Source organism: Nocardia carnea (assembly GCF_029868855.1).
Classification (GTDB): Bacteria; Actinomycetota; Actinomycetes; order Mycobacteriales; family Mycobacteriaceae; genus Nocardia; species Nocardia carnea_A.
Genome location: NZ_JARWOV010000142.1, coordinates 1 through 23295, shown reverse-complemented (window position 1 = coordinate 23295; position 23295 = coordinate 1). Strand labels below are relative to the sequence as shown.

Genomic DNA, 23295 nt, shown 5'->3' with positions numbered 1-23295 from the left:
GGTGGCGGCCTCCCCCGCCACAAACACACCCTCGGGCCCCGCTGTGTGGGGCGGGCCCCCAACCCCGGGGGCCCCACTGGCCCCGCAAAACTACAGCCGTTCGATGATGGTCGCGTTGGCGGTGCCGCCGCCTTCGCAGATGGTGAGCAGGCCGTAGCGGCCGTTGATCCGTTCCAGCTCGTTGAGCAGGGTCGCGAACAGCTTCGCCCCGGTCGCGCCGAGTGGATGACCGAGCGCGATCGCGCCACCGTTGACGTTCACCTTCTCCGGATCGGCGCCGGTCTCCTTCAACCAGGCCAGAACCACGGGGGCGAAGGCCTCGTTGATCTCGATCGCATCGATATCGTCGATGGTCAAACCGGTTTTCTCCAGCGCGAACTTGGTCGCCGGGATGGGCGCGGTGAGCATGTAGAGCGGATCGGCGCCGCGCGCGCTGACATGAATGATCCGGGCGCGCGGGGTCAGGCCGTACTCCTCGACCGCCCATTCCGAGGCGAGCAGGGTCGCGCTGGCGCCGTCGGAGATCTGCGAGGCGACCGCCGCCGTCAGCGGGCTGCCTTCCTCGAGGGCCGGCAGCGAGGCCATCTTCTCCAGGCTGGTTTCCCGCGGGCCCTGGTCGATCCAGAAATCGCCCACCGGCACGATTTCCTTGTCGAACCGGCCGGCCTTGATGGCGGCGCGGGCCCGTTCGTGGCTGCGCAGTGCCCAGCGCTCCATATCCTCGCGGCTGATCCCCCATTTCTCGGCGATCATCTGCGCGCCGCGGAACTGGGACACCTCACCGGTGCCGTACCGGTGGTCCCAGCCCTTCGCGCCGACGAACGGGGATTCGAAACCGTATTCCTTACCGGCGAGCATGGCCGCGGAGATCGGAATGGCGCTCATGTTCTGCACACCACCGGCCACGATCACCTCGGCGGTACCGCTCATGATCGCCTGGGCGCCGAAGTTGATCGCCTGCTGGCTGGACCCGCACTGCCGGTCCACCGTCACGCCGGGCACCTCCTCGGGGTAGCCGGCGGTCAGCCACATCGTCCGGCCGATATTGCCGGCCTGCGGCCCGACATTGTCGACACAACCGACGATCACATCGTCGACATTCGCCGGGTCCACCGGGTTACGCGACAGCAGGCCCTGCAGCGCGGCCGCACCGAGATCGGCGGGATGAACCTCGGCCAGCGCGCCACCACGCTTGCCGACCGGAGTGCGCACCGCGTCGATCACGTACGCCTCGCGCAGGGGCGTGTATGGGCGGCGGGCAGCTGTAGCCATAGGTGTTCTCCTAATCGGTATGGCCCGGCACGGTGAGCCCGTCGAGCACAATGGTGAGGTACTGCTTGGCGAGGGTCTCGACAGTGACCGATCCGCCGCCCGGCTGATACCAGCGGACCGCCACCCAGACCGTGTCGCGCAGGAAGCGATAGGCCAGATCGATATCCAGTTCGGGACGGAAACTGCCGTCGGCGACTCCGCTGGTGAGCACGCGCCGCCACAGTTCCCGGAACTCGCGGTTGTATTCGTCGATATAGGCGAAGCGTTCGGAGGTCTGTAGCCGTTTGGCCTCGGACTGGTAGATGGCGACCGCGGCATGCGAGCGATCGATCGCCTCGTAGGAGGCCAGCACCAAGGCTTCCAGAGTGGCGCGGGAACTGAGGCCGGCGGCCGCGATTTCGCGGTAGCGGCCGAAGAGCTCGTCGAGGAAGCCGCGCAGGATCTCGTCTACCATCTCCTCTTTCGAGGAGAAGTGGTGATAGAGGCTGCCGGAGAGGATCCCGGCCGCGTCGGCGATATCTCGCACCGTGGTCGCGCGCACGCCCCGGTCGGCGAACAGGTCGGCCGCCAAGTCGAGGAGTTCGGTTCGCCGGGCCGATTTGGTGGGGTCGGGTGCGGTCACCCGGCCATAATACAACCAAGCATTTGCTTGGGTCCATGGCAGGCGGGAACCGTTCGGGCCCGGCGTTTCCGGCTCCCCCCTCATGTATCGGAGCCGGACCGCCGGGCCCGAATCGCGGAACAGCACTTCCGCACTGCTTTCCGATCTGATTGGACGCAGGATTCCACCAACCGGTTCCATCGATACGGCGCCGGGTACATTCCACCCATGACGCAGCCGTTTCCGCAGTGGCAGTGGGGATCACCGGACAGCGCCCTGTCCCGGATGGCGGGCAGGTTCGCCGCCACAACTGCCGGCTCGTGGGTGATACGCAAGCTCACGCCCCTGGATCGGCGGGTGCTCGAACGCACCGGTGCCAAGTACACCGTGCTGGGCCCGATCGGGGCACCGGTCCTGCTGCTCACCACAACCGGTCGCAAATCGGGGCTGCCCCGCACCCAGCCGCTGCTGTACGTCCACGACGGTGACACGTTGTACGTCATCGGCAGCAATTTCGGGCAAGCCCGCCATCCGGCCTGGACCGCCAATCTGCTCGCCGAGCCGAGCGCAACCGTCGCGGTCGCCGGCGAGCGGATCCCCGTAACCGCCACGCCGGTCGAAGACTCGGCAAAGGCGGAGATCTTCGCCCGCTTCGTCGAATTGACCAGCGCATACGCCACATATCGCGAACGGACCAGCCGCGACCTGCACATATTCGCGCTCACCCGGGCCTGACCCGGCCGGCACACGCTGTGCGCACCGGCCGGTCACCGGTCACGCGCGCTGGCTGCTGACCGAGACCACCTCGCCGGTGAGGTAGGTCGTGTAATCGCTGGCAAGCACCGCGATGGTCGCCGCGACCTCCCACGGTTCGGCGGCGCGGCCGAAGGCTTCGCGTTCGGACAGGCTGTCCAGCAGTTCACTGGAACTGACCTTGTCGAGGAAAGCGTGCCGGGCGATACTCGGCGCCACCGCGTTGATCCGGACCCCGAATTCGGCGGCCTCCACCGCACTACACCTCGTCAGCGCCATCACCCCGGCCTTGGCCGCGGCGTAGTGGGCCTGGCCGTACTGGGCGCGCCAGCCCAGCACACTGGCGTTGTTGACGATCACGCCACCGTGTTTCGCGTCCCGGAAGTAGTTGAGCGCGGCGCGGGTGCAGCGGAAGGTTCCGTTGAGGGTGATATCGAGGACCCGGTCCCATTGCTCGTCGGTCATATCGACCACCGGGGTTTCACCGCCGAGACCGGCGTTGTTGACGAAGATATCGACCCCGCCCAGCGCGGCGGCGGCTCCGCGGACGAGATCGCCGACCTGTTCGGTGCTCGTCACATCGCAGACGATCGCGTGCACTTTACGGTCGGCGAACTCCGCGGACAGTTCCGCGCGGGTCGCTTCCAGACGCCGTTCGTGCCAGTCGGAGACCACCACGTCCGCGCCCTCGTCCAGCAGCCGGCGGGCGGTGGCGGAGCCGATTCCGGTTCCGGCGGCCGCGGTCACCACGGCGCGGCGGCCGGTGAGCAGTCCGTGACCCGGAGTCCGGTCCGGCGGAACCGACAGCGGCCCGCTCACTGCCGGGCCTCACGGGGCAGGCCGAGCACACGCTCGGAAATGATATTGCGCTGCACTTCGTTCGAACCTCCGTAGATCGTATCGGCGCGGGTGAACAGGTACAGCCGCTGCCATTCGTCGAGATCACCGTCGGCGGCGACCAGGCCGGCCGCGCCGCGCACCGCCATGGCGAGTTCGCCGAGACCGCGGTGCCAATTCGCCCAGAGCAGTTTGCCCACCGAGGCCTGCCCCCCGTCGTCGGCAGTTTCGGCCATCGTGCGCATGGCGTGCGCACGCAGCACCCGCAGACCCACCCAAGCGCGATCGACCTGTTCCGCGAGCAGCGGGTCGTCGAGCGCGCCCGATTCGCGGGCCATCTCCTCGATGGCCGCCAGTTCCCGGGCGAAGCGGATCTGCTGGCCCAGGGTGGAGATACCGCGTTCGACATTGAGCGTGCCCATGGCGACGCGCCAGCCGTCACCGGGGTCGCCGACCACCAGATCGGCTTCGGTGCGGGCGTCGTCGAAGAACACCTCGTTGAATTCGGAGGTGCCGGTGAGCTGCACGATGGGCCGTACCTCGATCCCCGGCTGCTTCATCGGGACCAGCAGGTAGGACAGGCCTTTGTGGCGCTTCGACCCGGGTTCGGTACGGCATACCGCGAAGCACCAGTCGGCCACATGCGCCAGCGAGGTCCAGATCTTCTGGCCGTTGATCGACCAGTGGTCGCCGTCGAGCCGGGCCGAGGTCGATACCGCGGCGAGGTCGGATCCGGCGCCGGGTTCGGAGTAGCCCTGGCACCACAGTTCGGTGACGGTGCGGATACCGGGCAGGAACCGGTCGCGCTGGGCGTCGGTGCCGAAGGCCAGCAAGGTGGGACCGAGCAGCTCCTCACCCACATGCGAGACGCGGGCCGGCGCGTTCGCCTTGGCGTATTCCTCGTGGAAGATGATCTGCTGGCGTACGCTCGCCGCCCGGCCGCCGTATTCGACGGGCCAGCCGAGGCAGGTCCAGCCCGCGGCGGCCAGGGCGCGGTCCCATTCCAGGCGTTCGTCGAATGCCTCGTGCTCGCGGCCCGGGCCGCCGAGGCCGCGCAACTCCCGGAATTCACCGTCGAGTTGTTCGTCGAGCCAGCCGCGTACCTGCGCGGCGAATTCGCCGTCGCTCAGCGCGGCCACGCTGGTCCGTTCGACAGCTACACGCGGCGTAGCGGCCGGTTCGGCCGATTGCCGCCCGCCGTCGCGACCGGTACCGGATTCTGAGGTCTGGATAGCACCCACGCCGGTAGGATAACCTACCAAGCACTTGCTTTGTAGACTCCGTTCGAGACCGCGCGCACCGCACACGGCCGCACGACCATGAGGACACCCGTGACAACCCCTGCGCACACACCGCCGGTGGCACAGACCATCCCCGCGGCACTGCACGCCGCCGCCCAGACCTTCGGTTCCGCGCCCGCACTGGCCGACGGCTCCGTCCGGCTCGACTGGACCCAGCTGCTCGCAGAGGTGCAGGACGTGGCCCGCGCCCTGATCGCCCGCGGCATCCAGGTCGGTGACCGGGTGGCGATCTGGTCGCCCAATACCTGGCACTGGGTGGTGGCCGCGCTGGGCGCGCACTACGCGGGCGCGACGCTGATACCGCTGAACACCCGTTACGTCGCCGACGAGGTCGTCGACGTGCTGCACCGGGTGGACGCCAAGGCATTGTTCATCGCCGGAACGTTCTTGAAACGCGACCGGCTCGCCGAACTGCGCGCGGCCGCGCCCGACCTGAATATCGGCACCGTGGTGGTACTACCCGTGGAGGGCTCGGAAGACCGGCCCGACGGCGCGCTGAACTGGTCGGATCTGGCCGAAACCGCCACCGCGGTACGCCGGGAGCAAGTGATCGAACGCGGCGAATCGGTCAGCGCCGAGGATCTGTCGGACATCCTGTTCACCTCCGGCACCACCGGCCGCAGCAAGGGTGTGCTGATCGAGCACCGGCAGACACTGTCGACGGCCCGCGCGTGGACCGAATGCGCGACGCTGAACAGCGCCGACAACTATCTGATCGTCAACCCGTTCTTCCACAGCTTCGGCTACAAAGCCGGAATTATCGCCTGCCTGGTCACCGGCGCCACCATCGTGCCGCAGATCGTCTTCGATGTACCGACCACCATGCGCCTGATCGATCAGGAGAAGATCACCGTTCTCCCCGGCCCGCCCACGATCTACCAGACCATCCTGGATTTCCCGGGTCGCGACGAGTACGACCTGAACGGCCTGCGGGTAGCGGTCACCGGCGCGGCGCCGGTGCCGGTCGCACTGGTCGAGCGGATGCGCGCCGAACTCGATGTCGATGTGGTGCTCACCGCCTACGGCCTGTCCGAATCCTCCGGCTTCGGCACCATGTGCCGGGTCGACGACGATGCCGAAACCATTTCCGGCACCAGCGGGCGGCCCATCGCCGGGTTCGAACTGAAACTCAGCGATGCCGGGGAGATCCTGTTGCGCGGCCCGAATGTGATGCGCGGGTACCTCGACGATCCGGAAAGCACCGCGAAAACCATCGACGCGGACGGCTGGCTGCACACGGGGGATATCGGTTCGATCGACGACCGCGGCTATCTGACGATCACGGACCGGCTCAAGGATATGTACGTCAGCGGCGGATTCAATGTGTATCCCGCCGAAATCGAACAGGCACTCGCCCGGCTCGACGGTGTCGCCACCTCCGCGGTGATCGGGGTTCCCGACCAGCGGATGGGTGAGGTGGGCAAGGCCTATATCGTCCGCAAACCGGGCGCGACGCTCACGGAGGACCAGGTGTTCTCCTACGCCACCAAAGTGCTGGCCAATTTCAAGGTGCCGCGGTTCGTCGAATTCCGCGACGAACTGCCCTACAACGCCAGCGGCAAGGTGCTCAAACGTCAGTTACGTGAGGAGAATTCGTGATGTCGGAGAACACATCCCCGGCCGGGAACGGGAGCATTCCCGACGAACCCGATGTGGTGACCTATGAGCGCCGGGGCGCCGTCGCGGTGGTAACCCTCAACCGGCCGGACTACCGCAACGCGCAGAATTCCGTGATGACCTATGCGCTCGACGCCGCGTTCGAACGCGCGGTGGAAGATCCCGACGTCAAGGTCATCGTGCTGGCCGGTAACGGCAAACATTTCAGCGCCGGGCACGATCTCGGCACACCGGGTCGCGACCATCACGTGAAGTACCAGAACAAGGCCGCGCTCTGGTGGGACCATGTGGACCGCCCCGGCGGCGATCAGCGCTTCGCCCGGGAGATGGAGGTGTACCTGGGGATGTGCCGCCGCTGGCGGGAGATCCCCAAGCCGACCATCGCCATGGTGCACGGTGCCTGCATCGCGGGCGGCCTCATGCTGGCCTGGGTCTGCGATCTGATCATCGCCTCCGACGATGCGTTCTTCTCCGATCCCGTGGTGCGTATGGGTATTCCGGGCGTCGAATACTTCGCGCACCCCTGGGTGATGGGCCCGCGTGCCGCGAAGGAATTCCTGTACACCGGGGATCGTTTCGACGCCGCGCAGGCCAAGGAATGGGGCATGGTCAACCGGGTGGTTCCCCGGGCGGAACTGGAATCGGAAACCATGGCCCTGGCCGAGAAGATCTCGGCGATGCCACAGTTCGGTCTGGCATTGACCAAGAAGGCGGTCAACCAGTCCGAAGACCTCATGGGAATGCGCGCCGGGATGGATTCGGTATTCGGGCTGCACCATTTCGCGCACGCCCACAATGCCGAGGTCGGCACCGATTCCCTCGGCGGGTTGAACGCCAAATCGATGAAAGCGCAGGCGACCACCGCCGCGGATACGAACGACGGGAAAGCCTGAATGGATCTCGATCTCGACGAAAGCACCCGGGAATTCCAGCGGGAGGTCCGCGAATTCCTTGCCGCCAATGTTCCGGCCGAACCACTGCCGTCGATGGACACCGCGGCCGGCTTCGAAGCACATCGCGAATGGGAGCACACGCTGGCCGAAGCCCGCCTGTCGGTGGTCTCCTGGGCCCCCGAATACGGCGGACGCGACGCATCACTGCTGGAATGGGTGCTGTTCGAACAGGAGTACTACGCGGCGGGCGCACCGGGCCGGGTGAGCCAGAACGGTATCTTCCTGCTCGCCCCCACCCTGTTCGAACACGGCACACCGGAACAGTTGGCGCGGATCATGCCGCGGATGGCACGCGGCGACGATATCTGGGCGCAGGCCTGGTCGGAGCCGGAAGCCGGTAGCGATCTGGCCGGTATCCGTTCCACCGCACGCCGCACCGACGGCGGCTGGGTGCTGAGCGGGCAGAAGACCTGGAGCTCGCGGGCAGCCTTCGCGGACTGGGCGTTCGGCCTGTTCCGCAGCGACCCCGAAGCCGAACGGCATCGCGGGCTCACCTACCTGATGTTCCCGCTCACCGCCGACGGTGTGACGGTCCGGCCGATCCCGCAGCTCGACGGTGAACCCGGCTTCGCCGAAATCTTCCTCGACGATGTCTTCGTCCCGGACAGCGATGTGATCGGCGCACCGAACGAGGGCTGGCGGGTCGCGATGAGCACCTCCAGCAACGAACGAGGTCTCTCGCTGCGCAGCCCCGGCCGGTTCAGCGCGACTGCGCAGCGGCTGGTCGACCTGTGGACCGAAACCGGCGATACCGGTACCGCCGCACGCGATGCGGTGGTGGATGCCTGGATCGGCAGCGAGGCCTACCGGTTGCACACATTCGGCACCGTCACCAGGTTGAACGAAGGCGGCAAACTCGGCGCGGAATCCTCGATCACCAAGGTGTTCTGGTCCGAACTCGATATCGCCATGCACGAAACCGCGCTCGACCTGCTCGGTGCCGGCGCCGAACGGGCGAGCCGCTGGACCGACGGTTATCTCTTCTCGCTGTCCGGCCCGATCTACGCCGGTACCAACGAAATCCAACGCAACATCATCGCCGAGCGGCTCCTCGGCCTACCCAGGGGAGGCAGCCGTTAACTCCTCCCCACGGCTGAGGCCGGGGAGATTTCCAGCTCGGACCGCACCATCGACACCCGCGGAAGGAGGCCGATGATGTCTTATGTCGTCAACACCAGCACGGTCGAGTTCTACCGTGGCCGCCAGTATCACTCGGGCGGCGTTGCGGTCTCGGTCAGCGGTGTGGCCGCAAGCTTCACACCGGAAGACACGCACATCCAACGCGAGCCGCTGCTTGGCTCTCGCACCACAACTCGCACAGGTCATCGTCGTATAGGCGGGCGGAACCAACACCACCTTCCGCCCCGCCCGCGTGGCACGTTCGACCAGCTCCCGCTTCGCGATACCGATCGCAGCGTCCGCAGCCTTCCTGGCCATGCTGCTACCAGCAAGGAATTTCGGTGTGAAGTCTTCCACCGCAATCGTGTGGTGGTCGGCCACCACACGGCGCACCCACACGCGCGCTGCATGAGTGTTCTGCCGAGCTGCTTTCTTGTGCAGGCGAGCGGCTTGGCGGCGCGCCTGCTGATACCCCTTGCTGGGCGCCTGCCCTCGTGGCCGACGTCGGCGAGCCATCTTCCGCTGAGCCCGAGCGAGTTCTGCGGCGCAGCGGCGCCGATAGCTCGAGTATGGCAGATCATGGTCGGGGCTGGTGGTGGTCGCGGTCGTGGAGATACCCCAGTCGATCCCGATTTCGCCGTTTGCGGCCGGGGCAGGCACTGCTGGGCGCCGCACCACAAACGACGCATACCAGTGCCCAAGGGAATCTCGATACACCCGGACCGAGGTGGGCGCGGACGGCAGCTCCCGCGACCAGACCACCGGAATCGATACCTTTCCCGGCAGCCGCAACTTGCTGTCCTTGATCGAGAACCCGCGAGTGGTGTACTCCAACGACGGCAGAGTCGTCTTCCGGGACTTGGGTGCCGGTTTTCCCCGCCCTCGCACCTTGAAGGAGTCCCCGAGAGCGTGGGCGTAGTTGCGCAGCATTTGTTGTTGCGCGACCTGCGACCCGTCGCGCAACCAAGGCATCCGACCACGCGCTTCGGTAAGCATCTTCGACAGACGGCAGAACGTTGGACTTCGTCCGATTCGCTGTTGGTGGACGGCTTCGTTCCACACGAATCTACAACGATGCCATTCGGACTCGAGCGCACGCGCCGCGTGCGCGCCTGGGCGCAGGCGGTAGGTGTAGCGCACGATCTCATCCATGCCGACAGTATGAGCGAGGCCTCCGACAACTCATCCAGCTCACGTGCGCCCACCATGGCAAGTCGATTGCCGAGCAGCAAAGCCTGCCTGACCGTGGACGTCCGGCCCATCTTGATTCCCGTCGCCGCCGCTGTCGGCGACACGACCCGGGAGGTAGTGAACCTCATGACGAGGCCTACAACCAGAGCAAGCTTCGAACAAGCTTCATCCCCACGCCCGAAAACGGTGACGGACCGATGAAATTCGCGCTCAGCCCGGAGCATCTGGACTTCGGTGCCAGTATCCGCAAACTCTTCGAATCCGGTTCGACCCCCGCCGCGGTGCGGGCATGGAGCGGTGCGGACCCGGCACCCGGCCGCGCCCTGTTCGAGCAGCTCGCCGCCGCCGGCGCACTGGGACTGACGATCGCCGAGGATTTCGGCGGTCTCGGTGCCGAACCGCTCGACCAGCTGGTCGCGTTCATCGAAACAGGGCGGGCCGCGGCACCCGGCCCGCTGGTGGAAACCGCGGCGGCCGTGCCGGCGCTGCTACAGGCACTGGCGGAGACCGACCCCGGCCCGGCGCAACGCTGGCTGCCCGGGATCTCCGAAGGCACCCTGTCGGCCACCATCGCCTTCGGCACCGCGGAAGGCACCGCGGTCGCCGTCGACGCGGATCGCGCCGACCTGGTATTCCTGGCCCAGGACGACCGTCTGTCGACGGGCCGGGTGGGCGAGCAGGTGCGGTCGGTGGATCCGGCCCGGCGGCTGTTCGTGATCGAAGCCGAGGAGACCGTCGCCGAGGGGCCCCAGGCCCGCGCGGCCATCGCGGCGGCATTCGATTTCGGTGCCCTGGCCAACGCCGCGCAGTTGCTCGGCGCCGGTAAGGCGCTGCTGGCCGCCTCGACCGAATACGTCAAACAGCGCAAACAGTTCGGCCGGCCGATCGGTGAATTCCAGGCGGTCAAACAGAAATTGGCCGATGTGTTCATCGGCCTCGACCTTGCCGAACCGCTGCTGTACCGGGCCGCCCTCACCACCGGATCGCCGAATCGGGCCCGCGATATCTCGGCGGCGGCGGTGGCCTGCGCCGATGCTGCCTACCGGGCGGCGCGCACCGCACTACAGGTCCACGGTGCGATCGGTTATACCGCCGAATACGACCTGTCGCTGTGGCTCACTCGGGTCACCGCGCTGCGTTCCGCCTGGGGCACGCCGGATCTGCATCGCGGCCGGGTCGCCGAGGCACTGCGTGCCGGAGGCGCGGTGGACCCGTCGGGCGCACTCACCTGAGAACACAACCGCGCTGGGCGGCGGCCAGGGCTGGACGAGCACACTGCCGGAGCACCCGTCGCGCTCGTCCGGTACGAGAACCGGCAAACAGTGGCAACAACCGGACGTAGGCGCCTCGGCATCCGTCCGTCAGACCTACGGGAGAAGAGATGATCAGCGAGGAACAGCAGGAGCTGGTGTCGGCGGTCCGGGGGCTGCTGGCCAAACGCGACGCCCGGGCGGGTATTCGCCTGGCCATGGACACCGATCTGGGCTACGACCCACAACTGTGGGCGCAGCTGTGCGAACAGGTCGGGGTGGCCGCACTGGCGATTCCTGAGGAGTACGGCGGCTTCGGCGCCGGCCTGCCCGAATCCTTGCTGGTGGTCGGAGAACTCGGCCGCACGCTCGCCGATGTACCGATGCTCGGTTCGGCGGTCCTGGGTGCGCAGGCGGTACTGCTGTCCGGCGACAGCGGAGCCTGTGAACGGCTGCTGCCCGGTATCGCCGAAGGCAGCCGCACCCTCGCCGTCTGCTGGGCCGGGGCCGCGGGCTGGGACGAATTCGGGGTGCGGGCCGACGGGGAAACCCTGGACGGCACCGCGTATTACGTTCTCGACGGCACCATCGCCGACACCCTGGTCGTGCTCACGGAGAGCGGTTTGTTCGAGGTGGAGCCCTCGGCTCCGGGAGTCGAGCGCCGGCGGGTGGCGGCGATGGACCCGTCCCGGGCACTCTCCGAGATCACCTTCACCGGTGCCGCCGCCCGCCGGCTCGGCACCGGTGACCCCGCTCCGGTCATCGACCGGCTGCGGCAGATCGCCTGGGCCGCACTGGCCGCCGAACAGGTCGGCGCGGCCGAATACTGCCTGGAGGCGACTGTGGAGTACACCAAGTCGCGGGTGCAGTTCGGCCGGGTCATCGGCGGTTTCCAGGCGCTCAAGCACCGGATGGCCGATATGTACGTCCTGGCCGAATCCGCCAAATCGACCGCCCTGACCGCAGCGATCGCCCTGGCCGAGGAGAGCCCCTCGGCGGCCGAGGACGTCTGGGTCGCGCGGCGCCAGTGCACCGAGGCGTTCTCCACGATCGCGGCCGAAACGATCCAGCTGCACGGCGGTATCGCCATCACCTGGGAACACGACGCCCACCTGTACTTCAAACGCGCCCACGGCGACGCCCACCTCTTCGGTACCCCGAAACGGCCGGTGGTGCACGGCTGACCCGGTCGCCTATCCGAGGTGCCGACGCCCGCCGTCATACAGCCAGGATCGGCACCTCGTACTTGTGGCACCACGGATCGCGGGTGACCAGCGTCAACCCTTCCGCTTTCGCCTGCGCCACCAGCATCCGGTCGAACGGGTCGCGGTGGATCAGCGGAAGCCGACCGGCTGCGCTGGCATGAGCGGAGCTGATCTCGAGCGTCACCAGACCGCTGTCACGAATGCGCTCGGGCATATCGAGCGGACCGCCGAGTTTTCCGGCGGCCTGCTTGATCGCGACCTCCCACATCGAGACGACACTGACGAACACATCCGGATCGTCATCGAGCCGATGCTTCAGTTCGTCCGTCAAACTCGGATCATCGGTGAGCCACCACAGCACCACATGGGTGTCGAGCAGCAGCTCATCGGGGCATGCCGAAATCGTCCGCAATCGCCGCATTGGTCTCATCGGAGTCCCAGTCGGCTCCGAGGTCGACACCGCGCAGCGAGCCCCTGGCAGTACGGTTCACCCGCCGCACCAGGGGAACTACCTTCGCCACCGGATGACCGGCCCGGCTGATCACGATCTCCTCGCCCCGTTCGACTCGTTCCACGATGCGCGAGAGGTTCGTCTTCGCCTCGTGGATATTGAACTGTTCTGCTGCGTTGGCGGCCATACCCACCTCCTTAGCTAACATGTTTGCCCACTGCCTCGCGAACCTATACGGGAGCTGATCGAACAGCTCCACAAGACTCCGTCACGTCTTCTGTAACCGGATCCGAATGTCGGCGACGAGGCATTCGGCGACGAGGTCGTGTGGATCGAATACCTGTGGCAGACTGCCACTAGGCGGCAGCGACTCCTGACCGGTCGGGGCCGAAACGACGCCCCGGCCGCACAGAGCCCCATTCGCCGGCTACGGCGAGAGCATCATCCGCTCCGACGCCTCTGGTATCTCCGAATTTCTGGACACTTCGTCCGCTTCCCGAGATAGACCACTGCACCGCCACCCCTGTACGTACCCGGCCTACGGCGTCGAGACCTGCCTTCAGGGCACGACTCATTGGAGCGAAAATCGTTGTATAACAATATATTCGAATCAATTTCGCTAACCCACAACCGCGAAACGCTTGTAGCGTCCACCTGCGGCCCGATCGAGGCCCCTGGTAGCCGAACCGCTGAACCGTGAGTCGAGTCGAAGGGGGAAGCGCAGCCGAAACGGGTCGCGAGCAGTTCGACGAATTGCTACGCGAGGCTCTCGTGTCCGGCGGCGATCTGCTGCTCCACTGGGTCGGCCGGCAGGTCGGCAACCACCTCGATGCCGAGGACATCGTGCAGACCGCCCTGCTTCGGATTTACGCCACCAAACCCGATATCAGCACTGCCCTGCAGTTACGCGCCTACCTGTGGACGGTCACGAAGAACCTGGTCCGGGACGCCTGGCGGTGCGCGGCACAGGAACGGGAACGACTCGATATCGATGGCGATGCGCGCCTCGCCCTGCTCGCGGACGACGCGCGGCTGCACTTCGAAGATGTTGTGGCAATACGCCGAACACTGATCGGGGTTCTCGAAACCCTGCCTCGGCGCGAGCGTGAGGCGGTGGTACTCAGAGCTTACGAGGGCCACACCTACGCGGAAACCGCTCGGATCATGGGTGTGTCGACGGGCACAGCGAAGAGCTACGTGCACGACGCCCTGCGACGGGTTCGGAACCGGCTCGATCTGGGTGCGTAGTCCGCTGGATCGGACGGCGTCCAGCGGCCCACCAGCGGCCGTGGCTCCGGACGGGAGTGACCTCGGACGGGGAGGCCGGCGGTTGTCCCGGGCGTCGGATCGTCGCAACACTACGGATCGAGTGTTGCGACGATCCCGCGAAACCCCGATCGATCAGAGTCCGGATACCGTCGGGCCGAATGCCAACCCCGCGTGGCACCTGTGGCCCCGACCGCTACCGAACATCGGTGCGGGCGCAGTACGCCGATGTTCGTGTTCGGGGGGCGACGGTTCCGGTGCAGTTCGAATCAGGCCGCCCGCACCGAATGCACCTGGACGGCGACATCGGCGGGCAGATTGGTCCGATAGCCGGGTGTGACCATGAAGATGGCATTACCACCGTAGTTGTACTCGGTACACCCGACCCAATGTTGACCGGTGCGGTTCCAGAGGGAATAGGCCTGGCCATCGATATTCTGCAGGCGCAGGTCGGTGGAACCGAGACGGAAGTACGCGATCCGGCCACCGCCATCCGGTGCACTGAAAAGGCAGAAGTGCCCGTCCGGGCATCGATCGAATCCGGTGGCCGCGTGTGCGGGGGCGGCCAGACCGGAGAGCCCCGCGGTCCCGAGGACCAGCAGTACCGCCGCGACGATCTTGCGCATTGTCAATATCTTCTCCTGTCTATCTCATTCCCTGTGGCACAGGGTTTTCCGAGTGCAACCGATCACGGGCGCGCGCGTTCTTCCGACCATCGACAGCGCACCGGGCACACGGTGGAGAGGGTGCGCGCGGACGGACGAACATGGCCGACGTATCGGTTGCCTCTCTTATAAAGACCCGCTTCCGGGCCGGAAGGTTGGGCGACGTATCGCGGAGGCGCCCGGCAATTGGTGGTCCCCGGCGACGGCGACCGATGAGTTTCCCCGCCGGTCCCCCGTCCTACCTCGTGAACATCTAGGGAATGGAGGCATCGGATGAGCAGGGCCACCCGGATCACAGAGGTTGCCACGGTCGGGATTCTCGTCACCGACCAGCAGAAGGCAATCGAGTTCTACGTCGACGAACTCGGCTTCGAGTTACGCCGGGACCTCCCTTTCGGCGACCGGCGCTGGATCGAGGTGGCACCGCCGGGGGCGACGACGACCATCGCGCTCGTTCCCGAAGGGATCCCGGCCGGTATCCGCCTCAGCACCCCGGACGCCGGAGCCGAGCACACGAGCCTGCGCGCACGCGGCGTCGACGCGGACGCCGAGGTGCTGCGCATGGGGCCCGCGGTACCTCCGATGTTCGCTGTGCGTGACCCGGACGGCAACCGCCTCATTCTCGTCGAAAACTCCTGAGCAGGCGGTCTCCCGTGATGGACAAGCAATTCACTGCAACTCTGCAGAAGAGCACGGAGAAGGGCGGCTGGACCTACGTCGTATGGCCCGAGTCCGCCGAATTCTTCGGCACCCGCGGCCTGGTGAAGGTCCGCGGCACGATCGACGGCCATCCGTTCCGGAGTTCCTTCATGGCCCTGGGCGACGGCACGCACAAGCTGCCGGTGAAGGCGGGGATCCGTAAGGCGATCGGCAAGAAAGAAGGGGACACCGTGACCGTCCACCTGCAGGAACGTGTGGACGCCTAGCCTCGTCGAGGGTGTCCGGGCCGGGTACGAGAAAACACCTTGCACGAACTCGGACAGTGATGGCAGAGTTTGTCGGCAACAGCGAGTCGTGAGGGAGGTGGAGAGCGTGACAGTCGGTCGGATTGTCGTGCCGCGGCGGACCGTGCCGGTCTGCGCCGCAGCGTTCTCCACCCCGAACCTCCCTCGCTGAACCCGGTCGGGTTCGGCGCCCGACGAAGGAAATTCTCAACAATGGTCGACTACGACCTGCTCGTCCCCTACGGCTGGACCGAAACCGTCGCCGAGGACTATGTACCGCATATCGACCCCGGATTCGTACCCGCCCGCATCGTCCGGATGGACCGCGGCGAATGCGATGTGGTCACCCCGGACGGCCCCGCCCGCGCCACCTGTCCACGCGCCGATTCCGAGGTCAGCGGGCTGTGCACCGGCGACTGGGTGGCCCTCGACGCCCGGTCCCATGTCCGGACACTGCTGCCGCGGCGTTCGGTGATCGCCCGGTCGGCGGCCTCCGGCCGGTCCGAACGCCAGGTCCTCGCCGCCAACGTCGACACCGTGCTGATCTGCACGGCCACCGACGGCGATGTGGATCTGGGGCGGATCGAACGGATGCTGGCCCTGGTCTGGGAGGGCGGCGCCCAGCCGGTGGTCGTGCTGACCAAAGCCGACGCGGCGCAAGACGTGCCGCTCGACGAGGTCCGAGCGGTGGCTCCGGGCGCGACGGTGCTGGCCGTCAGCGCGGAAACCGGCGCCGGTCTCGATGTGCTCACCGCGGTCCTCGACGGCACCGTCGCATTGCTCGGGCCGTCCGGCGCCGGGAAGTCCACGCTGGCCAACGCCCTGCTGGGCGCCGAGGTGTTCGCCACGAATCAGGTGCGCGGCGCCGACAAGAAGGGCCGGCACACCACGGTGCACCGAGAACTCCGCCCGCTCCCGGGCGGCGGCACCCTCATCGACACCCCCGGCCTCCGGGGTGTGGGCGTATGGGACGCCGCCGAAGGTATCGGCCGGGCCTTCAGCGATATCGAAGAACTGGCCCGCGATTGCCGCTTCGACGATTGCGCGCACGACCGGGAGCCCGGCTGCGCGGTGCGCGAAGCCGTCGATTCCGGCATCCTGACCCCGCGCCGGCTGCACAGTTATCGCAAACTGGCCCGGGAGAACGCCTGGCTGCAGGCCCGTACCGATAAACGGCTACAGGCCGAACGTGACCAGGCCTGGCGCGGTATCGCCAAACAGCAGCGTCGCATGTACCGGGAACGCGGTACCCGCTGACAGTCGACGCTGCGGCCGGCGGCCACCGGACCTACTCCTTGTGGCCGCCGGTCCTTGCCTCTGCCCCGGATCAGGTCAGCGGATGCGCATGATGCCGGTGATGGTGCCCTGCCAGAGTTCGCCGTTCGTCGTTGTCAGGCCGGCCATCTGCAGGGTGTCGGCGACGATCGTGGCCGACATCGGCTGTTTCACGGTGATCTCACCGGTTGCCGGGTCGATGACGCCGTAGGCGTAGCCGTCGAGCGGGGTGGTCAGGCCGAGGCCGAGCCGGAGGACGGTGTAGATATTGCCGTCGGCGGCGGACAGTTTCGGTACCGCGGCGCTGCGGACATCGTTCTCCCAGACGGTGTGGCAGCCTTGGTCGTCGATATCGACTCTGGTCATTCCCCCGGAGAACGGCGCGATGGCGGGTTCGGCGGGGCCGGCGTCGTCGGGCACCGTCGGATAGGGGTAGCCGTAGGTGCTCGCCACGAATACCGAGCGGCCGATACCGATGGGCGAATTCTCGCTGCCGGGGCCGCCTTCGGTGAGCACCGACTGCCGGCAGACGAGTTCTCCGGTGCCGGCGCGGTAGACCAGCAGATGGACCTGGTCGTCGGCGTTGTCGACAATCGTGAGGTACTCGGTGCCGTCGCCGGGCCCGAAATAGGTCGGTGTCGAGCCGGTACCCCAGCTGAGCTGGCCCGGTTTCCGGGCCGGGCCGCGATCGTAGGCCGCACGCCATTTCAATTCCGGCGTTCCGGAACCGCCCGCGGCGAATTCGTACAGTGCGTGGGTGGTCGCGACGGCCACGCCGTCCGGTGACGCCGAGATACTGTTGGCCACTCGCTCCCCGGTCGGCAGCCGATGGGTGGTCACCACACCGTTGCGCCCCACCTTGCCGACCAGTCCCGCCCCGGTAGCGAACCAGACGTTGCCCGACCAGTCCGGTACGAGACCGGTTACCGCGTCATCCTCCGGTATGGCTGCGGTGAGATCGGTGTTCTCGGCTACCGTCAGCCATTCACCCGAGGTGGCGCGATGGTGTGCGATTCGCAGCAGCCGCCGCTGTCCGTCGACGACCACCAGGCGGTTCTCGTTGTCGAGATAGGCGTAGACACCGCCCAGCAGGCTGCCCTGAGTGAGGCTCATCTTCGCGGCCGGTGGGCCGATGGGCCCCTTCGCGGGGTCGAACAGGTACACGGTGGGCGCACGGTCGATGATCGCCGTGCACAGCGCGACAATCATCCCGTCCGCCCCTTGCAGAATGGTCGGGCAAGCGGCCGCCAGCGGGTCACCGGCCGGCGTCACCCGGTCCGTGCCGGGTCCGGCGAGCGGGGTCACGTCCGAGGAGCCGGCATCGCCGTGCATGGTCGCGGTGCCCAGCGGTCCGAGGTGCGGATTCGCCGGGCCCAGTGGACCCCAGCCAGGTGCGGCACTCGACGGGACCACGGTCATTACGAGGGCGGCTGCGAGTACCGGCAGCGCTCGCACGGCGGAACGGGCTGTACGCATGGCGGAATGTTATTGGAACCCGTTCTAGTTCGGGCGGGATCGAACCATCTCGTTCCCGCCCGGCCGGCGGGGTACAAGCACCGCGGACTGCTACTCCGGGACGTCGAGCACGCCTTCGTCGACAGCCCATTTGATGGTCTTCTGCAATCGTTCGCAGGTATCCGGCCGGCCCGGACCACGCCCTTTGGCACTGATCTCGGCGAAGACCGGGCACTGGGCCGCCGGATCGCCGATCCACTGCACGGAGGTCTGCCGGGAACTGCTCTTACGAACCAGCACCTCGGTATGGCAGGCCTGACACCGCAGCGGTGTCAGGCCGTCCTCCAGGTATCGCTGCCGGTCCACGACCGTCTGGGCCCGCACCGCGTCCCGCCGCGCGGGCTGGTCGGCGAAGTCGGGTGCTTTAGCCCAGCCGGCCATGTCAGACTCCCGCCTCCGCTTGGTCGGCGTCCGCCTCGCGCTTACGCCGCAGATTCTCCTCGACCTCGGCTTCCCAGGCCTCGTTCGCCTTGGTCGTATCGACCTCGAATTCGAACCGCTGGGTCATCTTCTCGGTCACATCCGCGACGTCGACGTAGAACTGCTCGTACCAGCGCCGCAGCTGGTAGACCGGACCGTCCTCCTCGCAGAGCAGCGGGTTCTCGACCTTGGACTTGTGCTTCCAGATCTCCACGTCCTGCAGGAAGCCGTCGCCGAAGAAATCGGCCATGGTCATCGCCAGTTTCTGCGCGGTGTCGTCGTCGAGGCCCTTCGGCTTCTCGACGGTCAGGCCCCACTGCAACATGAACGAATCCTGTGTCACCGGATAGTGGCAGTTGATCAGGTTGACCGTGATCTCGTAGCCGCCGTAGCTGTTGACCAGCGGGTTGATCATGTAGGACGGACCGAAGTACGAGGCCTCCGATTTCAGGAGCTGATCACCGGCGTACTTGGCGCCCATTCCGATATCGGGACGCCCCTTGGTCTCCAGGAACTGAGTGGCGACATGCCCTTCGAAAACGTTCTTGAAGTAGGTGGGGAAGGCGTAGTGGATATAGAAGAAGTGCGCCATATCCACGACGTTGTCGATGATCTCGCGGCAGTTCGCGCCCTCGATCAGCAACGAGTTCCAGGTCCACTGCGTCCAGCCGCTGTCGAGCTCCTCCACCGGGTTGCCGTCGGCATCGGTGTAGGGACCCTCGATATACGGGATGGTGACCTCGGGCGGCGGTTCGTTGCCCTCGTGGTCGTGCCAGACGAACAGCTGGCCGTTACGTTCCAGAGTGGTCCAGCGCCGCGTCCGGGCCAGCGGCGGAACCCGCCGGGCGTAGGGAATGGACGTGCATTTACCGCTCGCGCCCCACCGCCAGTCGTGGAACGGGCAGGCGATATCGTCGCCTTTCACCTCGCCCATGCTCAGATCACCGCCCATATGGCGGCAGAACGCGTCGAGTACGTGCAACTCGCCGGCGCTGTCGGCCCAGATCACCAGTTTGGTGCCGAACGCCTGCACCGAATGCGGTTTGCCGTCCCGGAAATTCTGCGCCAGGCCCAGGCAATGCCATCCGCGCGCGTACCGGGTGGGGGTCGAACCGACGTCGAGCTCCCGCACCTTCGCACCACCGCTGTGCACATTGGTCACCGCGCGGGTCCCTCCGTGGTTACGCACGCTGCCGCCTCCGGGCCCATCGCTCGGCGACGCCGGGGTTACTGCCATCGCGATTCCTCCTCCTGCTGTACTAGAACACGTTACAAAACTGGCGTCCCGAACGCCAGCCTATTCATGCCACATCCAGCACAAGTCCCATATCGTCAGCACACGGACACCGGTTCTCGACATGAACAAGAACCTGTTCTAGTCTCAGAGGTAAATTCTGCGCCGAGCAGATAACCACCGGTTAGCAAAACGACCAGGCAGGAGCAGGGCCGGAGATGACGCGAGAAGTGACCGAACGGGTCGAAGCGCTATTGCCCACGCTGCGCGCCCGCGCACAGGAAGCCGAAGACCTTCGGCAGATTCCCGACGAATCGATCAAGGACCTGCAGGAAGCCGGGTTCTTCCGGCTTTTGCAGCCCAAGCAGTGGGGCGGCCTCGCGGCCGACCCGGTCGTCTTCTACGACACGGTCCGCAAGATCGCCAGCGCCTGCGGTTCCACCGGCTGGGTGTCCGGGATCATCGGCGTGCACAACTGGCATCTGGCCCTCTTCGGCCAGGAAGCCCAGGAAGAGGTGTGGGGCGAGGACACCGATGTGCGGATCTCCTCCTCCTACGCGCCGATGGGTGCGGGCACCGTGGTCGACGGCGGCTACCAGGTCAGCGGATCCTGGGCCTGGTCGTCGGGTTCGGGTCATGCCGACTGGACCTTCGTCGGCGGGCCGGTGATCAAGAACGGCAAGCCGGTCGATTTCGGCAGCTTCCTGATCCCGCGCTCGGAATACGAGATCGACGACGTGTGGAACGTGGTCGGGCTGCGCGGCACCGGGTCGAACACCCTGGTGGTGAAGGACGTTTTCGTGCCCACGCACCGATTCCTGAGCTACAAGACCATGAACGACCTGAAGTCGCCGGGCCTGGAACGCAATACCGATCCGGTCTACAAGATGCCGTGGGGCACCATCCACCCCACCACCATCTCCGCGCCGATCGTCGGTATGGCCTACGGCGCCTACGAGGCGCATGTCGAGCACCAGGGCAAACGCGTCCGCGCGGCCTACGCCGGCGAGAAGGCCAAGGAGGATCCGTTCACCAAGGTGCGGATCGCCGAGGCGTCCAGCGATATCGACGCCGCCTGGCGGCAGCTGTCGGGCAATGTCGCCGAGGAATACGCGCTACTGCTCGAAGGTAAGGAGATCCCGTTCGACCTGCGGGTACGGGCCCGCCGCGATCAGGTCCGTGCGACCGGTCGGGCCATCGCCTCGATCGACAAACTGTTCGAGAGCTCCGGCGCCACCGCGCTGGTGAACGGCACCCCGCTGCAGCGGTTCTGGCGCGACGCCCACGCCGGCCGGGTGCACGCCTCCAACGATCCGGAGCGCGCGTACCTCATGTACGGCACCCACGAGTTCGGTCTGCCGGTTTCGGACGGGATGGTGTGATGACCTCGACCGCCGAACTCACCTACGAGTCCACCTCGAAGTTCGCGCAGGTCCGGCCGGATCTGAAACTGCACTACCACGAGGCCGGCGTCGGTAACGGCCCCACCATCGTGCTGCTGCACGGCGGCGGGCCGGGGGCTTCGTCGTGGTCGAACTTCTCCCGCAACATCCCGGTACTGGCCCGCGATTTCCATGTGATCGCCGTCGACCAGCCCGGGTACGGGCAGTCCGACAAACCGACCGAGCATCCGCAGTACTTCGTGCACAGCGCGTCGGCGCTGAAGGATCTGCTGGACACCCTGGAGATCACCGACCGGGTTCACCTGCTGGGCAATTCGCTCGGCGGCGGAGCGTCGGTACGATTCGCGCTCGATTACCCCGACCGGGCCGGAAAGCTGGTCCTCATGGGTCCCGGCGGTCTGAGCACGAACCTGTTCGCGCCCGACCCCACCGAGGGCGTGCGCCTCCTGTCGAAGTTCACCTATGAGCCGACCCGGGAGAACATCGAGGCTTTTCTGCGAATCATGGTGTTCGATCAGTCGCTGGTCACCGACGAACTGATCGACGAACGGTTCGAAGCGGCGAAGAAGCCGGAATCGATCGCGGCGATGCGCGCGATGGGCAAATCGTTCGCCAGTGCGGATTTCGAGAAGGGCATGCTCTGGCGGGACGCCTACAAACTGCGCCAGCCGGTGCTTCTCATCTGGGGCCGTGAGGACCGGGTGAACCCGCTCGACGGCGCGCTCGTCGCGTTGAAATCGGTTCCGCGCGCCCAGCTGCATGTTTTCGGCGGCTGCGGACATTGGGCGCAGCTCGAGAAGTTCGCGGAGTTCAACCGGCTCGCCACCGATTTCCTGCTCGGCGTCGAGGAGAAATGACGATGAGTATCAAGGCACTCGGCTATATGCGTATCGAAGCCACCGATATGGCGGCTTGGCGCGAGTTCGGGCTGAAAGTGCTCGGCATGATGGAAGGCAGCGGCGCGAACCCCGACGCGCTGTACCTGCGCATGGACGATTTCGCCGCGCGTCTGGTGATCGTGCCGGGCGAGAAGGACCGGCTGCTGGTCTCCGGCTGGGAGGTCACCGACGGTCCCGCGTTGCAGCGGCTCCGGGAGACCCTCGAGAAGGAGGGCATCCCCTACACCGAGGGCACCAAAGCGGAGCTCGACGAACGCCGCGTCGAAGGCATGATCCGATTCCAGGATCCCTCCGACAACACCCTCGAGGCGTTCTACGGTGCCCAGTACCTCGGCCGCCGGTTCGTCAGCCCGTACGGCCACAAGTTCGTCACGGCGGAACAAGGCCTCGGGCACGTGGTGCTGACCTGTACCGACGATGCCGCGGCGCAGGCTTTCTACCAGGATGTACTCGGCTTCCGGCTGCGGGACTCCATGCGGTTGCCGCCGCAACTGGTGGGTCGCCCGGAGGACGGGGATCCGGCTTGGCTGCGGTTCTACGGCTGCAACCCCCGCCACCACGCGCTGGCGTTCATGCCACTGCCCAACCCGACCGGCATCGTGCACCTCATGGTCGAGGTGGAGAACTCCGACGATGTCGGCCTCTGCCTGGATCGGGCGCAGCGCAAGAAGGTGAAGATGTCGGCCACCCTCGGCCGCCATATCAACGACAAGATGCTGTCGTTCTATATGAAGACCCCGGGCGGATTCGATGTCGAATTCGGCTGTGAAGGACTCGAAGTCGACGACCACAGCTGGATCGCCCGGGAATCCACCGCGGTGAGTCTGTGGGGACACGACTTCTCCGTGGGTTTCAAGTGATCTCCGGGCGGGGGGGGGGGGGGGGGGGGGCGGCGGCGGCCGGCCCCCCCGCGCCGGCGGGCCCCCCGGGCCGGGGGGGGGGGGAGAGGGGGGGGGGGTGATGGATGAGCGCGGGGGGGGGGGGCCGGGGGGGGGGGGGGGGGGGGGGGGGGCCGCCCCCCCCCCGGCCCCCGCGCCGGAGATCACTTGAAACCCACGGAGAAGTCGTGTCCCCACAGACTCACCGCGGTGGATTCCCGGGCGATCCAGCTGTGGTCGTCGACT

At 66.7% G+C, this 23295-nt stretch carries 24 protein-coding genes; 13 read left to right on the top strand and 11 right to left on the bottom strand.

What is annotated here, in order from left to right; all coding sequences use genetic code 11:
• Window positions 1–90: 90 nt before the first annotated feature.
• Window positions 91–1239 carry an acetyl-CoA C-acetyltransferase gene (locus tag QH195_RS13690; RefSeq protein ID WP_280420354.1) on the bottom strand — a complete coding sequence of 383 codons (1149 nt, stop codon included), beginning with the start codon at window positions 1237–1239 and terminating at the stop codon, window positions 91–93.
• A 43-nt stretch (window positions 1240–1282) separates the two neighbouring features.
• Entirely contained in the window at window positions 1283–1894 is a 612-nt protein-coding gene (locus tag QH195_RS13685) for a TetR/AcrR family transcriptional regulator (RefSeq protein WP_280435635.1), read from the bottom strand.
• Between the two features lie 207 nt (window positions 1895–2101).
• Between QH195_RS13685 and QH195_RS13680 the strand changes: the two genes are divergently transcribed.
• Complete coding sequence (locus QH195_RS13680) at window positions 2102–2608, top strand: nitroreductase family deazaflavin-dependent oxidoreductase (protein ID WP_280435634.1); 507 nt, start codon at window positions 2102–2104, stop codon at window positions 2606–2608.
• Between the two features lie 39 nt (window positions 2609–2647).
• Here QH195_RS13680 and QH195_RS13675 read toward each other — a convergent pair whose 3' ends face one another.
• Entirely contained in the window at window positions 2648–3445 is a 798-nt protein-coding gene (locus tag QH195_RS13675; RefSeq protein WP_280420336.1) for an SDR family oxidoreductase, read from the bottom strand.
• A complete protein-coding gene (locus tag QH195_RS13670; protein ID WP_280420353.1) occupies window positions 3442–4602 on the bottom strand; it encodes an acyl-CoA dehydrogenase family protein in 1161 nt (386 codons plus the stop codon). The genes QH195_RS13675 and QH195_RS13670 overlap by 4 nt, the downstream gene beginning before the upstream one ends.
• A gap of 180 nt (window positions 4603–4782) precedes the next feature.
• Here QH195_RS13670 and QH195_RS13665 point away from each other — a divergent pair, with 180 nt between their 5' ends.
• From QH195_RS13665 to QH195_RS13655, 3 genes are read left to right on the top strand one after another with little or no spacing between them, the layout of a single operon-like run.
• Entirely contained in the window at window positions 4783–6363 is a 1581-nt protein-coding gene (locus QH195_RS13665) for a FadD3 family acyl-CoA ligase (protein ID WP_280435633.1), read from the top strand.
• Window positions 6363–7274 (top strand): enoyl-CoA hydratase, encoded by a 912-nt coding sequence (locus QH195_RS13660; RefSeq protein ID WP_280420334.1) that lies wholly within the window; start codon window positions 6363–6365, stop codon window positions 7272–7274. Before QH195_RS13665 ends, QH195_RS13660 begins: the two co-directional genes overlap by 1 nt.
• On the top strand, window positions 7275–8414 hold the full coding sequence (locus QH195_RS13655) for an acyl-CoA dehydrogenase family protein (protein WP_280420333.1): 1140 nt from the start codon (window positions 7275–7277) through the stop codon (window positions 8412–8414).
• On the opposite strand, the gene QH195_RS13650 is transcribed toward QH195_RS13655, so the two are convergent.
• Window positions 8391–9605, bottom strand: coding sequence for an RNA-guided endonuclease InsQ/TnpB family protein (locus QH195_RS13650; RefSeq protein WP_280435632.1), 1215 nt, complete (start codon window positions 9603–9605; stop codon window positions 8391–8393). The genes QH195_RS13655 and QH195_RS13650 overlap by 24 nt on opposite strands.
• Window positions 9606–9841: 236 nt before the next feature.
• On the opposite strand from QH195_RS13650, the gene QH195_RS13645 reads away from it, so the two are divergent.
• Window positions 9842–10876, top strand: coding sequence for an acyl-CoA dehydrogenase family protein (locus tag QH195_RS13645; RefSeq protein ID WP_280435631.1), 1035 nt, complete (start codon window positions 9842–9844; stop codon window positions 10874–10876).
• A 149-nt stretch (window positions 10877–11025) separates the two neighbouring features.
• Window positions 11026–12078 (top strand): acyl-CoA dehydrogenase family protein, encoded by a 1053-nt coding sequence (locus tag QH195_RS13640; RefSeq protein WP_280435630.1) that lies wholly within the window; start codon window positions 11026–11028, stop codon window positions 12076–12078.
• 34 nt (window positions 12079–12112) lie between these two features.
• On the opposite strand, the gene QH195_RS13635 is transcribed toward QH195_RS13640, so the two are convergent.
• The gene (locus QH195_RS13635) at window positions 12113–12520 is read right to left on the bottom strand and encodes a type II toxin-antitoxin system VapC family toxin (protein WP_280435629.1); all 408 of its coding nucleotides are present in this window, start codon (window positions 12518–12520) and stop codon (window positions 12113–12115) included.
• Window positions 12483–12737, bottom strand: a complete 255-nt coding sequence (locus tag QH195_RS13630; protein WP_033244522.1) for a type II toxin-antitoxin system Phd/YefM family antitoxin — start codon at window positions 12735–12737, stop codon at window positions 12483–12485. The genes QH195_RS13635 and QH195_RS13630 overlap by 38 nt, the downstream gene beginning before the upstream one ends.
• A 509-nt stretch (window positions 12738–13246) precedes the next feature.
• Here QH195_RS13630 and QH195_RS13625 point away from each other — a divergent pair.
• On the top strand, window positions 13247–13798 hold the full coding sequence (locus QH195_RS13625) for an RNA polymerase sigma factor (protein ID WP_280435628.1): 552 nt from the start codon (window positions 13247–13249) through the stop codon (window positions 13796–13798).
• A 287-nt stretch (window positions 13799–14085) separates the two neighbouring features.
• On the opposite strand, the gene QH195_RS13620 is transcribed toward QH195_RS13625, so the two are convergent.
• On the bottom strand, window positions 14086–14442 hold the full coding sequence (locus QH195_RS13620) for a peptidase inhibitor family I36 protein (RefSeq protein ID WP_280435636.1): 357 nt from the start codon (window positions 14440–14442) through the stop codon (window positions 14086–14088).
• A 312-nt stretch (window positions 14443–14754) separates the two neighbouring features.
• Here QH195_RS13620 and QH195_RS13615 point away from each other — a divergent pair, with 312 nt between their 5' ends.
• From QH195_RS13615 to rsgA, 3 genes are all read left to right on the top strand, one after another.
• Window positions 14755–15120, top strand: a complete 366-nt coding sequence (locus QH195_RS13615) for a VOC family protein (RefSeq protein WP_280435627.1) — start codon at window positions 14755–14757, stop codon at window positions 15118–15120.
• A 17-nt stretch (window positions 15121–15137) separates the two neighbouring features.
• Window positions 15138–15407 (top strand): DUF1905 domain-containing protein, encoded by a 270-nt coding sequence (locus tag QH195_RS13610; RefSeq protein WP_280423176.1) that lies wholly within the window; start codon window positions 15138–15140, stop codon window positions 15405–15407.
• A 231-nt stretch (window positions 15408–15638) separates the two neighbouring features.
• On the top strand, window positions 15639–16682 hold the full coding sequence (gene rsgA / locus QH195_RS13605; protein WP_280435626.1) for a ribosome small subunit-dependent GTPase A: 1044 nt from the start codon (window positions 15639–15641) through the stop codon (window positions 16680–16682).
• Between the two features lie 75 nt (window positions 16683–16757).
• On the opposite strand, the gene QH195_RS13600 is transcribed toward rsgA, so the two are convergent.
• The 3 genes from QH195_RS13600 to QH195_RS13590 form a co-directional block, all read right to left on the bottom strand.
• Window positions 16758–18176: a hypothetical protein gene (locus tag QH195_RS13600; RefSeq protein WP_280435625.1), complete on the bottom strand. Its 1419-nt coding sequence runs from the start codon at window positions 18174–18176 to the stop codon at window positions 16758–16760.
• Between the two features lie 90 nt (window positions 18177–18266).
• Window positions 18267–18596 (bottom strand): hypothetical protein, encoded by a 330-nt coding sequence (locus QH195_RS13595; RefSeq protein WP_280423173.1) that lies wholly within the window; start codon window positions 18594–18596, stop codon window positions 18267–18269.
• Between the two features lies 1 nt (window position 18597).
• Complete coding sequence (locus QH195_RS13590) at window positions 18598–19797, bottom strand: Rieske 2Fe-2S domain-containing protein (RefSeq protein WP_432278343.1); 1200 nt, start codon at window positions 19795–19797, stop codon at window positions 18598–18600.
• Between the two features lie 290 nt (window positions 19798–20087).
• Between QH195_RS13590 and hsaA the strand changes: the two genes are divergently transcribed.
• Genes hsaA through hsaC form a run of 3 tightly spaced genes read left to right on the top strand, consistent with a single transcriptional unit; the run spans window position 20088 to window position 23031 of the window.
• A complete protein-coding gene (hsaA, locus tag QH195_RS13585) occupies window positions 20088–21251 on the top strand; it encodes a 3-hydroxy-9,10-secoandrosta-1,3,5(10)-triene-9,17-dione monooxygenase oxygenase subunit (RefSeq protein WP_280423171.1) in 1164 nt (387 codons plus the stop codon).
• Complete coding sequence (gene hsaD, locus QH195_RS13580; protein WP_280423170.1) at window positions 21251–22129, top strand: 4,5:9,10-diseco-3-hydroxy-5,9,17-trioxoandrosta-1(10),2-diene-4-oate hydrolase; 879 nt, start codon at window positions 21251–21253, stop codon at window positions 22127–22129. The genes hsaA and hsaD overlap by 1 nt, the downstream gene beginning before the upstream one ends.
• A gap of 2 nt (window positions 22130–22131) precedes the next feature.
• The gene (hsaC, locus tag QH195_RS13575; RefSeq protein ID WP_280435624.1) at window positions 22132–23031 is read left to right on the top strand and encodes an iron-dependent extradiol dioxygenase HsaC; all 900 of its coding nucleotides are present in this window, start codon (window positions 22132–22134) and stop codon (window positions 23029–23031) included.
• The last annotated feature ends 264 nt before the right edge of the window (window positions 23032–23295 follow it).

Coding starts and splice junctions, on each gene's coding strand:
- QH195_RS13635 (WP_280435629.1), bottom strand. CDS start 12,520: ATGCGGCGATTGCGGACGATTTCGGCATGCCCCGATGAGCTGCTGCTC.
- QH195_RS13655 (WP_280420333.1), top strand. CDS start 7,275: ATGGATCTCGATCTCGACGAAAGCACCCGGGAATTCCAGCGGGAGGTC.
- QH195_RS13620 (WP_280435636.1), bottom strand. CDS start 14,442: ATGCGCAAGATCGTCGCGGCGGTACTGCTGGTCCTCGGGACCGCGGGG.
- QH195_RS13610 (WP_280423176.1), top strand. CDS start 15,138: ATGGACAAGCAATTCACTGCAACTCTGCAGAAGAGCACGGAGAAGGGC.
- hsaC (WP_280435624.1), top strand. CDS start 22,132: ATGAGTATCAAGGCACTCGGCTATATGCGTATCGAAGCCACCGATATG.
- QH195_RS13630 (WP_033244522.1), bottom strand. CDS start 12,737: ATGGCCGCCAACGCAGCAGAACAGTTCAATATCCACGAGGCGAAGACG.
- QH195_RS13680 (WP_280435634.1), top strand. CDS start 2,102: ATGACGCAGCCGTTTCCGCAGTGGCAGTGGGGATCACCGGACAGCGCC.
- QH195_RS13650 (WP_280435632.1), bottom strand. CDS start 9,605: ATGGATGAGATCGTGCGCTACACCTACCGCCTGCGCCCAGGCGCGCAC.
- hsaA (WP_280423171.1), top strand. CDS start 20,088: ATGACGCGAGAAGTGACCGAACGGGTCGAAGCGCTATTGCCCACGCTG.
- QH195_RS13665 (WP_280435633.1), top strand. CDS start 4,783: ATGAGGACACCCGTGACAACCCCTGCGCACACACCGCCGGTGGCACAG.
- hsaD (WP_280423170.1), top strand. CDS start 21,251: ATGACCTCGACCGCCGAACTCACCTACGAGTCCACCTCGAAGTTCGCG.
- rsgA (WP_280435626.1), top strand. CDS start 15,639: ATGGTCGACTACGACCTGCTCGTCCCCTACGGCTGGACCGAAACCGTC.
- QH195_RS13595 (WP_280423173.1), bottom strand. CDS start 18,596: ATGGCCGGCTGGGCTAAAGCACCCGACTTCGCCGACCAGCCCGCGCGG.
- QH195_RS13645 (WP_280435631.1), top strand. CDS start 9,842: ATGAAATTCGCGCTCAGCCCGGAGCATCTGGACTTCGGTGCCAGTATC.
- QH195_RS13600 (WP_280435625.1), bottom strand. CDS start 18,176: ATGCGTACAGCCCGTTCCGCCGTGCGAGCGCTGCCGGTACTCGCAGCC.
- QH195_RS13660 (WP_280420334.1), top strand. CDS start 6,363: ATGTCGGAGAACACATCCCCGGCCGGGAACGGGAGCATTCCCGACGAA.
- QH195_RS13615 (WP_280435627.1), top strand. CDS start 14,755: ATGAGCAGGGCCACCCGGATCACAGAGGTTGCCACGGTCGGGATTCTC.
- QH195_RS13640 (WP_280435630.1), top strand. CDS start 11,026: ATGATCAGCGAGGAACAGCAGGAGCTGGTGTCGGCGGTCCGGGGGCTG.